This window comes from Neptunitalea chrysea (genome assembly GCF_027924145.1).
GTDB lineage: Bacteria > Bacteroidota > Bacteroidia > Flavobacteriales > Flavobacteriaceae > Neptunitalea > Neptunitalea chrysea.
This window is the reverse complement of record NZ_BRVP01000001.1, coordinates 183,003-198,633: the sequence shown is the minus strand read 5'-3', so window position 1 is coordinate 198,633 and position 15,631 is coordinate 183,003. Positions and strand designations below refer to the sequence as shown.

The following is a 15,631-nucleotide window of genomic DNA, read 5'->3' as shown; positions in this document are numbered from 1 at the left end:
GAAATGTTACATTATTTACCAAGTTTAACATTTTATAATACAGCTTATACGCTCTTTTTTGCATATAATTAAACCATAAGCTCATGATAAAAAAACACTTCTTAATACCAATAGTGTGTTTTTCTATTTTAACTTCGAGATCATCGACTCGAGTGAAAATATGGTAACATTTTGTATCTAGACTAGGTCTTCAAATTAAAATTTGGTTCTCGATACATTTTCTTTTCGATACATTTTTTTTCATTACACTAGACAAATTTAATCCTTTAGACGAATTTTTAATTTCTAAATGCACCATGCTTTTAGAATAATTTTCTCGCCTAAAAGAATAAAAATGTATTTTTACACAATAAATAACAATAAATAAATCAAAAATTATGAAAAAAATTATTTTTTTTACTGTATTGGCTATATGCCTAACAAGTATTTCTGCTACTGCCCAAACGTATGAATACAAAGTTGTAACTAGTGTTGAATCTATTGTTCCTAATGGAGTGGGTAGATCTAGACTTATTTCTACGGATGACCAAAGAGATTACAAAGAATTTACCTCTCTTAGATCTGAGGAAAAAGAAAAAAATGAAAAAAACAAATCTAAAAGAAATGAAATACGTGTTAAAAACTTTGAAGAAACTAAACTTTTAAACTTTTACAATATTGGAGGGATTAGATTTCAAAATATAGCTGCTAATGATGCCTTAATAACTTCTAAAATCAACACTATGGTTGAAGAAGGATGGGATTTAGCTTTTGTTACAAGTGCTGTAGAAAGTGATGCTGGAAAAGGCGATAATAAAGGTATTTTTATCACGAGATATATTTTCAAACGTTTAAAAACCAAATAATAAAATTTAAACTTAATCAAAAAATAACGAGGGTTCCAGCCCTCGTTATTTATACTTTACACACTTGGTGAGATACTACCAAATTTTTATAGCTTTTTTCTAATTTACGATTTTAATATCTTCTCCTGATGATTAATCGACTCTTGGTGAATAGCCTTAAACATTTTCAGTACAAACTCTTCACTTAATCCGCGTTGCTCTCCTTCTAAAATCATTTTACCTAAGATTTCGTTCCATCTGTTGTTCTGTAAAACAGCAACATTCTTAGTTTTCTTAAGCGCTCCTATTTCCTTAGCTACCTTCATACGTTTACCAAGTGTCTCAATTAATTGGTTATCTATAACGTCTATCTGAGTTCTTAGGTTTGCTAATTTATTTACATAATCTTCTCCAGCTGCAGTTTCCTTTCTCATTCTCAAATCTGTCATCATTTGAACCAGAGCAGTAGGAGTTACTTGTTGTGCAGCATCACTCCATGCATTATCAGGATCGGTATGTGTTTCAATCATTAATCCGTCATAATTTAAGTCTAATGCGGTTTGAGAAACATCAAAAATCATATCTCTTTTACCAGTTATGTGCGATGGATCACAAATTAATGGTAAGTCAGGGAATTTTTGTTGTAACTCAATAGCTAACTGCCACTCTGGTATGTTACGGTACTTGGTTTTTTCATAAGTAGAAAAACCTCTGTGTATTACACCAAGCTTTTTAATATCTGCAGTATACAAACGCTCTATAGCTCCTAACCATAAAGATAAATCAGGGTTTACAGGATTTTTTACCAATACAATTTTATCGGTACCTCTTAACTCATCTGCAATCTCCTGAATAATAAACGGACTTACCGTAGAACGTGCTCCAATCCATAATAAATCAATATCATGCTCAAGTGCAAGTTTTACATGGTCTTTATTAGCTACTTCTGTAGCGGTTTTTATTCCGGTTTCAGCCTTTACTTTCTGTAACCACTTTAACCCTAATGCTCCAACACCTTCAAAGTTACCTGGTCTTGTACGTGGTTTCCAAATACCTGCTCTAAAATAATTAACATCGGTATCTTTTAATGCTTTTGCAATACTAAGTACCTGATCTTCTGTCTCGGCACTACAAGGTCCTGCTATTACTAATGGATGACTCAAAGCTAAATCATCTAACCACGTTCTCATTTCTGCTGAATTTTCCATGTGTCTCTTTTTAATTTTTTACGGTAATTCCTTTTAATATTTCTTTTATCTTATTCGTATTTTCCATGACTTCATATATAGACTCATAATCGTCTTGAACCATTAGATCTCTAAATTGCTGTAGATTGGCAATATATTTTTCTAACGTCTCTAAAACATTTGTTTTGTTTTGTTGAAAGATGGGAGTCCACATAGCAGGCGAACTTTTAGCCAAACGTACGGTGCTTTCAAAACCCGAACCTGCCATGTCGAAAATATCCCTCTCGTTTTCTTCTTCTTTTTCAATAACTGTTTTCCCCAACATAAACGCGCTTATATGTGATAGATGCGACACATAAGCAATGTGTTTGTCATGAGAATGCGGATCCATATAACGAATGCGCATGCCTATGTCTGTAAATATTTTTAGTGCTTTTTCCTGTAATTTAAAAGCTGTTTTTTCTACCTCACAAATAATATTAGTCTTGTTCTTATACAAGTCCTTAATAGCCGCAGAAGGACCTGAAAATTCAGTACCCGCTATAGGGTGCGCTGCTAAAAAGTTTCTTCGTTTTGGGTGCTCTTTTACCGCTTCACAAATTAATGATTTGGTAGAACCTCCATCAATAACCAAGGTATCATCAGACACTCTATCCAATATTTCAGGCAATAACTCACATAATACATTTACTGGTATTGCTGTATATACTATTTCTGCCTCTCCTAAATCATTCCAATCTACCTTTTCATCAATTACCCCTAACTCTAAAGCCTCATTTAAATACGCATCATTATTATCTATTCCAAAAATGGTTACATTTTTGTATGCTTCTTTTAACGCTAATGCAAACGAACCTCCAATTAATCCTACACCAATTACAAATACCTTCATCTTAAAATCTATTAATTGCTTCTTGTATTTTTTCTTCGGTTACACATAACGAAAATCGTATGTAGCCTTCTCCTTTGTCTCCAAATATGGTTCCTGGCGTAATAAAAACATGTTTATCGTACAATACCTCATCTATAAATGTTTCGGAAGAAGTAATCCCTTCTGGTAGCTTACACCATACGAACATTCCTACCGAATCCGGATCATAGGTACATCCTAGCTTCTGCACCAATTCTAGAACCAACTTCTTACGTTTTGCATATACTTCGTTTAATGAAGCAAACCAATCTTTATCTAATTGCAATGCCGCTATAGCTCCTTTTTGTACAGAATAGAACATCCCACTATCCATATTGCTTTTTACTTTTAATATGGCCGATATATGTTCTTTACTTCCCAACACCATTCCTACTCGCCAACCTGCCATATTAAAGCTTTTACTTAACGAGTTAAGCTCTACAGCTACTTCTTTTGCTTCCGGTAATGCCAATATACTTCTCTGCTCATCATTCAACACAAAACTGTACGGATTATCATTAACCAACAAAATTTGGTGTTTTTTAGCAAAAGCAATCAACGCCTCAAACAGCGCTACTGTTGGTTTTGCACCCGTTGGCATATGCGGATATGACAACCACATAATTTTCACCTTCGATAAGTCTCTTTTTTCTAAAGCTTCTAAATCTGGAAACCAATTGCTCTCAGCTGTCAAATCGTAATATACAGGAGTTGCTTGTACCAATTTGGTAACCGAAGTATAAGTTGGATAGCCAGGATTTGGAATTAACGCCTCATCTCCTTCATTCAAGTATGCCATTGAAATATGCATAATCCCTTCCTTAGACCCCATTAAAGGTAATACCTCATTTTCAGGATTTATAGCTACCTTAAAATGCGTTTTATAAAAGTTGGCAATAGCATTACGTAGTTCCGGCAATCCCTGATAATTCTGATATTGGTGTGCCCCATCTTCATAAGATGCCGTATTCATAGCCTCTAACACTTGCGGGGCAGGTGCTAAATCCGGACTTCCAATTCCCATGTTAATTACAGGTTTCCCCTGTGCTATCAGTCCTCTTACTTCTCTTAATTTTTTAGAGAAGTAGTACTCTTCTACAGTATGTAATCGTTTTGCAACTTCCATTATTTCATCGCATTTTTATATTCTCCTAGTATTTTAAATTTGTCGGCCATAATTCGTAGTAACGTTACTGCCTTTTCATAATCTGCATACTCCTGAAAAGTTACATTTACAAAAAAGGCATATTTCCAAGGTTCTTCTATAATTGGCAACGACTGTATTTTAGTTAAGCTTAAGTGACAATCGCTCATCACATTTAAGACTGCCGCTAAACTGCCTCTTTTGTGTGCTAACTCAAAGCGAAGCGAAGCTTTATTTATTTGGTCTTTTGACAAAACCGAATTTTCTGTTTTTACGATAACAAAACGGGTAGAATTATTCTTAATTGTCTGTATTTTAGTATTTAAAACCTCCAATTCATACAATTCCGCAGCAGTTTGAGAAGCTATAGCCCCTATCCCCAATAATTGATTTTCTTTAACTTTTTTTGCACTCTCAGCAGTATCGGCTCCTTCTACTAATTTAATATGAGGGTACTGCTTAAAAAATGCTTTGCATTGTAGCAATGCCATTGGGTGCGAGTGTACTTCAGTAATATCTTCTATACGCTGCCCCGGCAACACCATCAGGTTATGATTTACATTAATATAATGCTCTCCAATTACATGCAAGTTGTTATGGTCTATTAATGCATAGTTAGGAATAATGGATCCGGCAATTGAATTTTCAATCGCCATAACACCAATATCTACCGTCTTATCAAATACAGAAGTTACTAATGCATCAAACGATAAGCATTCTTTTATTTCAATGTTTTCTCCGAAATACTCTAATGCTACCTGATGATGGAAACATCCTTTAATACCCTGTATTGCTATTTTTTGTTTCATATAAACTCAAAAAAAAAAGTCCCGAAAAAAATTCGGGACTTACTGTAATTTATAACTTATATTTATCGTTTAACTCATACCAGTCCCGTTTCGCTTCTAAAATAGAAGTAAAAATAATAACGGTTCCAGAAATAAGTTCTTGTAATCATGTTACTGTTTGTAATTGTAATATTGCTAAAGTAAATCATTTTAAATTATAATGAAATACCTAATTGCCTTTTTTTTATTTTTTTTACTTAAAATTAAAATAGGCTATAATTCGGTTACAAAAAGTAATAGAATGTATTATTTTTGATGCAATATCTAATTAAGTAAGATCACTCGTTAAACTCATTATATAGAATGTCTATAGAAGTTAAAAACCTAACCAAAACATTTGGTTCTCAAAAAGCACTAAACAACGTAAGCTTCGCTATTAAAAAAGGAGAAATAGTCGGGTTTCTTGGTCCCAATGGGGCTGGTAAATCTACCACTATGAAAATATTGACCACTTTTTTAAATGCCACAGAAGGAAGTGCTTTGGTTAACGGGTTCGATGTGACCACCAATCAAAAAGACATTCAGCAATCTATTGGGTATTTACCAGAACACAATCCGCTTTACTTAGATATGTATGTAAAGGAATACCTTGCGTTTAATGCTAAAATCTACGGTACTCCAAAAAGTCAGATTGAAGAAGTTATAAAACTTACCGGACTTACCCCTGAGGCCCATAAGAAAATCGGACAATTATCTAAAGGATATCGTCAACGTGTAGGGCTAGCTGCGGCATTGCAACACCAACCTGATGTACTTATATTAGATGAGCCTACTACAGGTTTAGATCCAAATCAGCTAATAGAGGTTCGTAAACTTATTAAAGAAGTAGGTAGCCAAAAAACAGTATTACTTTCTACCCATATAATGCAGGAAGTAGAAGCTATTTGTGACCGTGTTATTATTATTAATAAAGGAGAAATTGTAGCCGACGAAAACCTGAATGATTTAAGAAAAGGACAACAACAAATTATTAGAGTTGAATTTGACTTTAGAGTGGAAGAAGCCTTTTTAAAGAAAATTGACAAAGTAGCGAAAGTGGAAAACATTTACGACTTTGTTTACGAAGTTACCTTTGCCACAGAAATAGATATGCGTCCGGCTGTATTTGATTTTGCCCATGATAACGGACTTAAGATTCTGCAACTAAACCAGCAAAACAAATCGTTAGAAAGTTTATTTAGAGAACTTACTGCTTAATTACTTATAAGCGGTTATAAGTTTATCTATTATGGTTCTAACCTCATCGGTAATCTTAGGATTGGTGATATTGGTTAGAAACACAAACACCATTTCTTCTTTTGGGTACACATAGAAGTATCCGTATCCGCCCACACCGTTACCAAAATGACCATAATAAGGTCTTCCTTTATGATCCATACTTACTTCCCAGCCTAGGCCATAATAGGTTGGCACCGCATTTACTATTTGTTTGGTAAGCATCATCTTTTTTGTTTCGGGTTTTAGAAAATCATTGTATAAAATTTCATTCCCGAACTTAGATATATCAGAGGCACTACCCAAATACCCCCCCGAGGCCAATTTATAATAATTGTTAACTCTAGTTGCTTTCACAAACCTTCCCCGCTTCCCTTTTTTAGAATAAAACTGTACTTTATTAGGTACTTTTTCATCTTTATCTGCAATAATATGGGTAAGCCCCAAAGGTTTAAGTATTTGATGATCCATATAATATTCAAAATCATACCCTGAAGCATTTTCCATTGCAGCAGCCACCAAATTCCAGTCGTTGCTATTATAAAAATAACCTTTCCCTGGCTCGTACAACAAGGTATCATTTTTAAAAAAGCTTAACCCCTCATGAATGGTCATAAACTTTCTGTTTAAAAACTCTCTTCCCTTATAAGTTCGTATTCCCGCAGTATGAGAAGCAAGTTGCTTAATGGTTATATCATATTTCTTTTTCGGAAAATCGGGTACATATTTGTACACAGATGCATTCAAATCGATGACCCCTTCTTCTACCATCTTCATTAATCCTACGCCCGACAGCGTTTTTGAAATACTAGCAATTCTAAACAATGATTTATCTGGGTCTATATATTCCCCTTTTCTCACATCGGCATAACCATAACCTGCTTTCCATATAATGCTATCTTTTTTAGTAACCACCACAGCCATTCCAGGAATCCTCCGTTTTATTAATAAGTCTCCAATAATTTCTTCTGACTCTTTTACAGCATCGTTCTCGGGTATCTGAAAATTATCGGACCTCGGAATTTGTCTGGCACAGCTTACCTGCAACATCGCACTACAAACCAGAACAATTATGTTATTTCTTAACTTCATTAATCTTCAACTATTACCCTACCAATGTACGGTGTAGATACCGATACCTCCGCAGGTACATTTTTAGCGATTATATTTCCGGTACTTACTATTTGTCCGCTTAAACTATTTACAGGATATATAATAATATCATTAGTACTTCTATGGTATACAGATACATTTTGAGCTACCAAACCCGCGCCCTCAAACCTGCTGTCACCGCTATAAAAATTCACTGTTAAATTATTTGTTGCACCCGTTATGTAAGCACTAGACCAATCATTAAAGGTGAAAATTAAACTTGTATTTTGTACATTTAAATAAAAATTACCAACTGCTAATCCATCTCCTTCATAATTCTCAGAAATCAATTCTAAACTAGGATATGTTAAGGTATTTTCTGCATGCACATCAAACTGTGAATTATTAATGATTTTAGTAAGTGACACCGCTGTTACATACACCTTAGTTACATTATAGTTACGCACATAATTACAGCTATTATGATCTTTCACCACTAACCTATTATTTTCTATATAGACCTCCACATCATTTATCAGGTTCTCACCTGTCTCTATAAGTACACTTTCCGTAGTACCTTGTGTAAGGTACAAACTAATACCTTCATTAATTTCAATCTCAGAAAATCCTGAAATAGCTACTTCTTGTTGTATAATGCCCCCAGTAGTTTGAAAACAATCTCCTGTACTTTCAGAATTACATCCCAAAAGCAACCAGAACACTATTATTATGTAGCTTATATTTTTCATATAGTTATAATCGAACTCCTAAAGCAAACTCCACAGCTTCTGCTTGTGCCGCATGTGTTTTTAGGGTAAGCCCTGCAAAAACCGTTTTATTGATATGATAATTTAATCCGACCCTTTGATACATTCCGCTTTCATAATCAATCGGATTATACACATAAAAACCTATTTGGGTTAGTAACGACAATCTATTCATAAACAATTCATGCCCCACCAAAACACCTGCTCTCTTGTAATCTTCATCTCCTTTAATACCTTCATCAGGATAAGCAATACTCTTATATTTTATATACTCTTCTAAAAACTTAGAGAAAAAAACATCGGTTCCTAACTGTACCGCACTTAATTTACTTAAGCGCTTATCTGCATACACAGAACCTACGTAAAATGGATACTGCCCACTACCTATAATATCACTCATGTTAACACCCGATCTAAAAACCATATTTAGTTTTATAGGTTCTGTAAACTTATTATCGCTAACGGTTTTTATATATTCTTGTTCTGTTCCGGCAATGCTATAGGTTACTCCAACATTGAAAGTTAATACGTTTACACTCGTATTTGGTGCTTTAAAATTACCATTAGAATAATGAATCATGAACAAACCTGCTTCTAACCCAAGGTTATCTATTAACTTCTCTTTCTTATAATTAATCTGTAAAAAAGTTGAAGTTACGAAGGTAGATCCAAAGGCGGAGTTTCGGTAATTAGTTTCCTTATCATACGGATTACTACAATAGGCCAATCCTTCGCCTAATCGTAACATTAAGTTTCTTTTTAAAAAGTAAAAACTATAATGACCATATACAGAAGTATTATCTCCTAAATATTCATTTTTTAAATCGGTATAGATAAGAGTTATTCCATAATCAGGATAATTAAACCGTTGTTCCCATTCTTCTGCCCCAAATGTTTTAGCACTAAAACTTAAAGCGACACCCTCTGGATGACCAGTGATCAAATGTGATATACTAGTACTATGTCTAGGAATATTCCCATAGAAATATGAAGCATCAATACTATAGCTTCCGGTATTTTCTTGAGAAAACACCATTCCAAAAACGAATAAGAATATCGGGAGAATTTGCTTCATGTATTTAAATCCGTCCAAAAATAAATAAATTCTGAAATCGCACTAAAAAAATCATACAAAAAAGCCACCAAGGTGGTGGCTTTTATCATATTGTAAATTAATCGGTTATTAAAAAATGGCTTCTGCAATGGCCTTTATGTTATCCGATTTACCCATCGAATAATAATGCAGTACAGGCACTCCAAAATCCATTAATTCTTTAGATTGCTGAATAGTCCATTCAATCCCTACTTGTCTTACCTCTGCATTATTTTTACAATCAGTTACTGCATCAATTAAATCTTCAGGTAAATCTATTTTAAACACCTGTGGTAATAATTGTAAATGACGCTTGGTGGCCATCGGTTTTATACCCGGAATAATAGGTACATTAATCCCCATTTCTCGTGCTTTGTTTACAAACTCAAAAAACTTCTGATTATCAAAAAACATTTGGGTTACCACATAATCGGCTCCGGCATCTACCTTTGCTTTTAACCATTTTAAATCGTAATTTAGAGATGGAGCTTCCATATGCTTTTCAGGATAACCAGCTACCCCAATACAAAAATCAGAACAGTTATTGGTTTCAATAACATCGTGTAAATACTTTCCTTTGTTTAGATTGCTTATCTGTGCTACCAATTCCGATGCAAAAGCATTACCTCCCTTTGTGGGTTCAAAATATTTTTGCTCCTTCATGGCATCTCCTCTTAGCGCCATTACATTTTCAATTCCCAAATAATGACAATCTACTAATAGGTACTCTGTTTCTTCTTTGGTAAACCCTCCACACAATACATGCGGTACGGTATCTACATTGTACTTATGTTTAATAGAAGCGCAAATACCCACAGTACCCGGACGCATTCTGGTAATTTTTCTATCTACCAACCCTTTTTCGCGCTCAATATAAATATACTCTTCTCGTGAAGTGGTTACATCAATAAAAGGAGGCTTAAACTCCATTAACGGATCTATATTCTCATATAATTCTTCAATACTACTTCCTTTCTGTGGCGGAATAATTTCAAAAGAAAATAATGTTTTCCCGCTTGCCTTCGCTATATGTTCTGTTACTTTCATTACCGTATTTTGTGCGGTTAACTATAATTATTACTATGAATCGGCTATGTTAGGTGCCAACCATTTTTGTGCCGTTTCTAAAGAAACACCTCTTCTTTTAGCATAATCTGCTACCTGATCTTGTTTTATTTTGCCTAAACCAAAATACCTGCTACTAGGGTTCGCAAAATAATAACCTGATACCGAAGCTGCAGGCCACATAGCCATACTCTCGGTAAGCGTTACCCCTATTTGCTCCTCTACCTGTAGAAGTTTCCAAATAGTTGGTTTCTCTAAGTGATCCGGACAAGCAGGATACCCTGGTGCAGGTCTAATTCCTGCATACTTTTCTTTAATTAAATCGTAATTGGTTAATTCTTCGCGAGCATCGTATCCCCAAATTTCTTTACGTACACGTTCGTGCAAATACTCCGCAAAGGCCTCCGCAAAACGATCTCCTAATGCCTTTACTAAAATGCTGTTATAGTCATCTAAAGCTTCTTCATAACTTTTTGCCTTTTCATCTACTCCAAAACCAGCAGTTACGCAAAAACAACCAACATAATCAGTAACTCCTTTATCCTCCGGAATCACAAAATCTGCTAAGGCAATGTTTGGAGCCCCTTTCGTTTTTTGCGATTGTTGCCGTAACGTTAAAAACGTAGCAAGCTCTTCACCGTTTTCATCCTTTACCAAGATGTCGTCATCGTTTACCTGATTAGCAGGAAATATACCTACTATGCCTTTTGCAGTAAACCATTTCTTTGTTATAATTTGCTTTAATAAACTCTGAGCATCGGCATATAATGAGGTAGCTTGTTCTCCTACTATTTTATCTTCTAAGATTTCAGGAAACTTTCCATGTAACTCCCAAGATTGGAAAAATGGTGTCCAGTCAAAATAAGGTACTAGTTCTGATAAGGATACTTTTATTTGCTTTACCCCAATAAAATTAGGCTTTAAAGGTACATAAGCATCCCAATCTATCGGAAACTTATTTTTTCTGGCATCTGAAATACTTAAGAAATTCTTTTCTCTACTTCTATTTAAATAGCCTTCTCTTAGTTTATCGTATTCTTCTCGTATATTTTTAGTATATCCTGCTTTGGTATCAGGTTGCAATAAACTACTTGCTACAGTTACGGCTCTTGATGCATCGTTTACGTGTACAATAGCATCCTTATATTCAGGAGCTATTTTCACAGCCGTATGTGCTCTACTAGTAGTGGCGCCACCAATCATTACCGGAATGCTAATATTTAAACGTTCTAATTCCTTAGCTAGATACACCATCTCATCTAAAGACGGCGTTATTAGTCCACTTAACCCAATAATATCCACCTGCTCACGCTGTGCGGTTTCTATAATTTTTTCAGGTGGTACCATAACCCCTAAATCAATTATCTCAAAATTGTTACAGGCCAATACCACCGATACAATATTTTTACCAATATCATGTACATCTCCTTTTACGGTAGCCATTAATACTTTACCAGCCCCCCTCGCCCCAGACAGGGGAGCTTGTAGACCGCGCAAAATTCTTTGTAAAACTGTATCAATAGCACCTATTACTTCTTCATTAGTAAATCGAAGAACATGATATCCCTGAGAATTTAACCATTTTATTCTTTCTTCATCACTTATTTTATTTTCAGGTAACTGATGAATTAAACCATCAACTTCAATAATTAAATTTTCTTTCAAGCAAACAAAATCCGCAATATAGTTTCCTATAATATGTTGTCTTCTAAAATTATATCCTTCAAGTTGTTTATTCTCTAAGTATTCCCATAGAATTGTTTCTGCTTCTGTTGGCTCTTGATATCTTAATCCCTTAACAAACTCCTTTAATAGACCATAATTCAGAGGATCCGCAGTTTCCCAAAATGAAGTAGGTTTTACTCCCCCTTTGGGGACCGGAGGGCGTTTTTCTTCCTCTATAAATGGTAAAAGATAAGCCACTGCTTTTTTCATTACTCTGGCCGACTTTACCACCTGTGGTAAGAACATTTTTCCACTACCAAACAAATCGCCTACTACATTCATACCATTCATTAAATGTTGCTCAATCACCATAATAGGTTTAGCAACTTCTTGTCTGGCTTCTTCTACATCAACTTCAATAAACTCATCTAATCCTTTTACCAATGCATGTATAATTCGTTCCTGAATAGAACCACTACGCCATTCTTGCGCTTGTTTGGCAATTACCTTACCATCACCTTTAATACTTTCAGCATATTCCAAAAGTCGTTCAGTAGCATCGTCTTTTCTGTCTAGCAGTACATCTTCTACATAGGTCAAAAGTTCCTTATCAACCTGATCATATACCTCGATCATTTCTGGATTCACAATTCCCATGGTCATTCCATGCTGAATGGCATGATATAGAAATGCTGCATGCATGGCTTCCCGTACCGTATTATTACCTCTAAAAGAAAACGATACATTACTCACCCCACCTGAAACATGCGCATGTGGTAAATTTTCTCTAATCCATTGGGTAGCTCTAAAGAAATCAAGTGCATTTTTACGATGCTCTTCCATCCCTGTGGCCACCGGAAATATATTCGGATCAAAAATGATATCCTGTGGAGCAAACTTTACTTTATCCACCAATATATCGTACGATCTTTTACAAATCTCTATTCTACGCTCATATGTATCTGCCTGACCAACCTCATCAAACGCCATTACAATAACAGCAGCCCCGTAACGCTTAATTTTTTTGGCATGGTCTATAAACAAAGCTTCCCCTTCTTTAAGCGAAATGGAGTTTACCACCCCTTTTCCTTGTACTACTTTTAATCCAGCTTCAATAATCTCCCATTTAGAGCTATCAATCATTACAGGCACTCTGGCAATATCTGGTTCTGCAGCAATCAGATTTAGGAATTTTGTCATGGCATATACGCCATCTAACATTCCTTCGTCCATGTTTATATCAATAATCTGAGCACCACCCTCTACCTGATTCCTGGCAATATCCAGTGCTTCATCGTACTGCTCTTCTTTTATTAATCGTAAAAACTTACGAGACCCCGTTACGTTCGTACGTTCTCCTACATTTATAAAATTACTCTCAGGGGTTACCACTAAAGGTTCTAAGCCTGATAGTTTTAGATATTTTGTTTCTTCTATCTTCATTATTTCGATACTTCTGCAAAAGTTCTTGGTTTATACTCAGTCGCCAATTCAGCAATTAGCTTAATATGGTCTGGTGTGGTACCACAACATCCCCCAATAATATTCACTAAATGCTCATCCATATAAGAGCGTATCAACTCTTGCATTTGCGCTGGTGTCTGGTCATATTCGCCAAAGGCATTTGGTAACCCAGCATTAGGATGCGCAGAAACGGCTGCTTCTGTATTCTGAGCTAATCTCTTTAAATAAGGTTGTAATTGATCTGCTCCCAAAGCACAGTTAAATCCAACACTTAAAATAGGAATATGCGATATTGAAATTAAAAAAGCTTCTACAGTTTGCCCTGATAACGTTCTACCAGAAGCATCTGTAATGGTACCTGACACCATGACTGGAGTAGTTACGGCTCTTTCCTCCTTTACCTCTTCTATAGCAAACAAAGCTGCTTTTGCATTTAGGGTATCAAAAATGGTTTCTACCAATAATAAATCTACTCCACCATCTATTAAAGCCTCAACTTGTTGCTTGTAGGCCGTTTTTAACCCATCAAAAGTTACCGCTCTATATCCTGGATCATTTACATCTGGACTCATACTGGCGGTTCTGTTAGTAGGACCAATTGAACCTGCTACAAAACGAGGTTTCTCTGGCTCTTTAGCAGATATCTCATCAGCAACTTCTTTAGCTATTTTAGCCGATTGATAGTTTAACTCATAGACCAAATCTTCCATATGGTAATCTGCCATACCAATGGTAGTACCAGAAAATGTATTGGTTTCTACAATATCTGCACCTGCCTCAAAATACTCTTTATGAACCGACTTTACTGCTTCGGGTTGTGTAATAGAAAGCAAGTCATTATTTCCCTTTAGAGGATGCGCAAAATCTTTAAATCGTTCTCCTCTAAAATCTTCTTCTTCAAATTTAAAGCGTTGCAGCATGGTTCCCATGGCTCCATCTAATACTAAAATACGTTTCTGTAACGCCTCTTCAATCCTGCTCATTTTATACTATATCAATTAAATCATCTAACTATTTTAGTATACCTTAAAAGGCATACCGTCTTAAAAATGGTGTCTGAAACTGGTATAAGATGTTATCGTGAAAGGTTGGTTTACTCCGAGTTATCTGTCCGTACATAAATACGGTAGAATGTAGCACCTTCTACAAGTGTAGGGTTGCCAAGGCTTCAACGGGTCTAGTCCCTCTGCCTTTCGTGATAACAACATACTATTAAAGAACACCGCAAAGAAACGGCAAAGCGTTCATAAAAACAAATTATGAACGCTTATTAATTAAAATATATGTATGTAACTACTTAAACTATTGCCTGTACCACCGGTTTCGGCGCTTGCTTCTTGGTTCCGTCAAAACCATTTACACCACTTACTGTAGTATACTTAAGCATGTATTTTTTACCGGGGTTAATAATTTTATAAGCGGTTTGACACATTAAAGTTGCCTCGTGGAAACCACATAAAATAAGCTTTAGTTTACCTTCATAGGTATTCACATCACCTATAGCAAATAGCCCCGGAATATTAGTTTGATAATCTAAGGCATTATCTACCTTAATAGCATTTTTTTCAATTTCTAATCCCCATTCACCAATAGGTCCCAATTTAGGAGACAATCCAAATAATGGAATGAAATAATCGGTTTCCACTAATTGTTCTTCTCCATCTACATTAATTACTAATGCCTCTAGCGTATCTGTACCTCTTAAACCGGTTACCTCTGCAGGTGTAATTAAACTTATTTTTCCTAAGTGCTTTAGTTCTTGTACTTTTTCTACAGAATCTAAGGCGCCTCTAAATTCATTTCTTCTATGTACCAAGGTTACTTCACTGGCAATATCTGCTAAATAAATACTCCAGTCCAATGCAGAATCACCTCCTCCAGCAATTACCACTCTTTTATCTCTATATTGTTCCGGATTTTTCACGAAGTATTCTACTCCATTCTCTTCATAAAAATCGAGATGCTCAAGTATTGGTTTTCTCGGTTCAAAACTTCCTAGCCCTCCTGCAATGGCCACTACAGGTGCATGGTGTTTGGTTCCTTTATTGGTGGTTACAATAAAAGTACCGTCTTCTAATTTTTGTATACTATCTGCCCGTTCCCCAAGGGTAAACCCTGGTTTAAACTGCTTTCCTTGTTCTAAGAGGTTATCTACTAAATCTCCCGCTAATACTTCTGGAAACCCCGGAATATCATAAATAGGTTTTTTTGGATATAATTCAGCCAACTGACCTCCCGGCTGTGGTAAGGCATCAATTAAATGGCATTTTAATTTTAATAATCCAGCTTCAAACACCGTAAATAGTCCTGTTGGTCCTGCTCCAATAATTAAAATATCTGTCTTTATCATACTTACT

Annotated in this window: 13 protein-coding genes and 1 riboswitch; of the genes, 2 read left to right on the top strand and 11 right to left on the bottom strand. The window is 35.4% G+C overall.

Annotation, left to right across the window (positions count from 1 at the left end; translation table 11 throughout):
• The first annotated feature begins 377 nt into the window (after window positions 1–377).
• Complete coding sequence (locus tag NBRC110019_RS00830; RefSeq protein WP_281751349.1) at window positions 378–845, top strand: hypothetical protein; 468 nt, start codon at window positions 378–380, stop codon at window positions 843–845.
• Window positions 846–949: 104 nt separating this feature from the next.
• On the opposite strand, the gene NBRC110019_RS00825 is transcribed toward NBRC110019_RS00830, so the two are convergent.
• From NBRC110019_RS00825 to NBRC110019_RS00810, 4 genes are read right to left on the bottom strand one after another with little or no spacing between them, the layout of a single operon-like run.
• Window positions 950–2,032, bottom strand: a complete 1,083-nt coding sequence (locus tag NBRC110019_RS00825) for a bifunctional 3-deoxy-7-phosphoheptulonate synthase/chorismate mutase type II (RefSeq protein ID WP_281751346.1) — start codon at window positions 2,030–2,032, stop codon at window positions 950–952.
• A gap of 10 nt (window positions 2,033–2,042) precedes the next feature.
• The gene (locus NBRC110019_RS00820) at window positions 2,043–2,903 is read right to left on the bottom strand and encodes a prephenate dehydrogenase (RefSeq protein ID WP_281751344.1); all 861 of its coding nucleotides are present in this window, start codon (window positions 2,901–2,903) and stop codon (window positions 2,043–2,045) included.
• Between the two features lies 1 nt (window position 2,904).
• Window positions 2,905–4,047, bottom strand: a complete 1,143-nt coding sequence (locus NBRC110019_RS00815) for a pyridoxal phosphate-dependent aminotransferase (protein ID WP_373876987.1) — start codon at window positions 4,045–4,047, stop codon at window positions 2,905–2,907.
• Entirely contained in the window at window positions 4,047–4,874 is an 828-nt protein-coding gene (locus NBRC110019_RS00810; RefSeq protein WP_281751341.1) for a prephenate dehydratase, read from the bottom strand. Before NBRC110019_RS00810 ends, NBRC110019_RS00815 begins: the two co-directional genes overlap by 1 nt.
• Window positions 4,875–5,216: 342 nt before the next feature.
• Between NBRC110019_RS00810 and gldA the strand changes: the two genes are divergently transcribed.
• Window positions 5,217–6,110 carry a gliding motility-associated ABC transporter ATP-binding subunit GldA gene (gene gldA, locus NBRC110019_RS00805; protein ID WP_281751339.1) on the top strand — a complete coding sequence of 298 codons (894 nt, stop codon included), beginning with the start codon at window positions 5,217–5,219 and terminating at the stop codon, window positions 6,108–6,110.
• On the opposite strand, the gene NBRC110019_RS00800 is transcribed toward gldA, so the two are convergent.
• From NBRC110019_RS00800 to NBRC110019_RS00770, 7 genes are all read right to left on the bottom strand, one after another.
• On the bottom strand, window positions 6,111–7,220 hold the full coding sequence (locus NBRC110019_RS00800; protein WP_281751338.1) for a serine hydrolase domain-containing protein: 1,110 nt from the start codon (window positions 7,218–7,220) through the stop codon (window positions 6,111–6,113).
• Window positions 7,220–7,969: a head GIN domain-containing protein gene (locus NBRC110019_RS00795; protein ID WP_281751336.1), complete on the bottom strand. Its 750-nt coding sequence runs from the start codon at window positions 7,967–7,969 to the stop codon at window positions 7,220–7,222. The genes NBRC110019_RS00800 and NBRC110019_RS00795 overlap by 1 nt, the downstream gene beginning before the upstream one ends.
• A 4-nt stretch (window positions 7,970–7,973) precedes the next feature.
• On the bottom strand, window positions 7,974–9,062 hold the full coding sequence (locus NBRC110019_RS00790) for an acyloxyacyl hydrolase (protein WP_281751333.1): 1,089 nt from the start codon (window positions 9,060–9,062) through the stop codon (window positions 7,974–7,976).
• Window positions 9,063–9,170: 108 nt separating this feature from the next.
• Window positions 9,171–10,127 carry a methylenetetrahydrofolate reductase [NAD(P)H] gene (gene metF, locus NBRC110019_RS00785; RefSeq protein WP_281751331.1) on the bottom strand — a complete coding sequence of 319 codons (957 nt, stop codon included), beginning with the start codon at window positions 10,125–10,127 and terminating at the stop codon, window positions 9,171–9,173.
• Window positions 10,128–10,160: 33 nt separating this feature from the next.
• Complete coding sequence (locus tag NBRC110019_RS00780; protein WP_281751329.1) at window positions 10,161–13,253, bottom strand: vitamin B12 dependent-methionine synthase activation domain-containing protein; 3,093 nt, start codon at window positions 13,251–13,253, stop codon at window positions 10,161–10,163.
• On the bottom strand, window positions 13,253–14,257 hold the full coding sequence (locus tag NBRC110019_RS00775; RefSeq protein ID WP_281751327.1) for a homocysteine S-methyltransferase family protein: 1,005 nt from the start codon (window positions 14,255–14,257) through the stop codon (window positions 13,253–13,255). Before NBRC110019_RS00775 ends, NBRC110019_RS00780 begins: the two co-directional genes overlap by 1 nt.
• 117 nt (window positions 14,258–14,374) lie before the next feature.
• Window positions 14,375–14,479, bottom strand: a riboswitch (SAM riboswitch).
• A 92-nt stretch (window positions 14,480–14,571) separates the two neighbouring features.
• Complete coding sequence (locus tag NBRC110019_RS00770; protein ID WP_281751325.1) at window positions 14,572–15,624, bottom strand: NAD(P)/FAD-dependent oxidoreductase; 1,053 nt, start codon at window positions 15,622–15,624, stop codon at window positions 14,572–14,574.
• Between the last annotated feature and the right edge of the window lie 7 nt (window positions 15,625–15,631).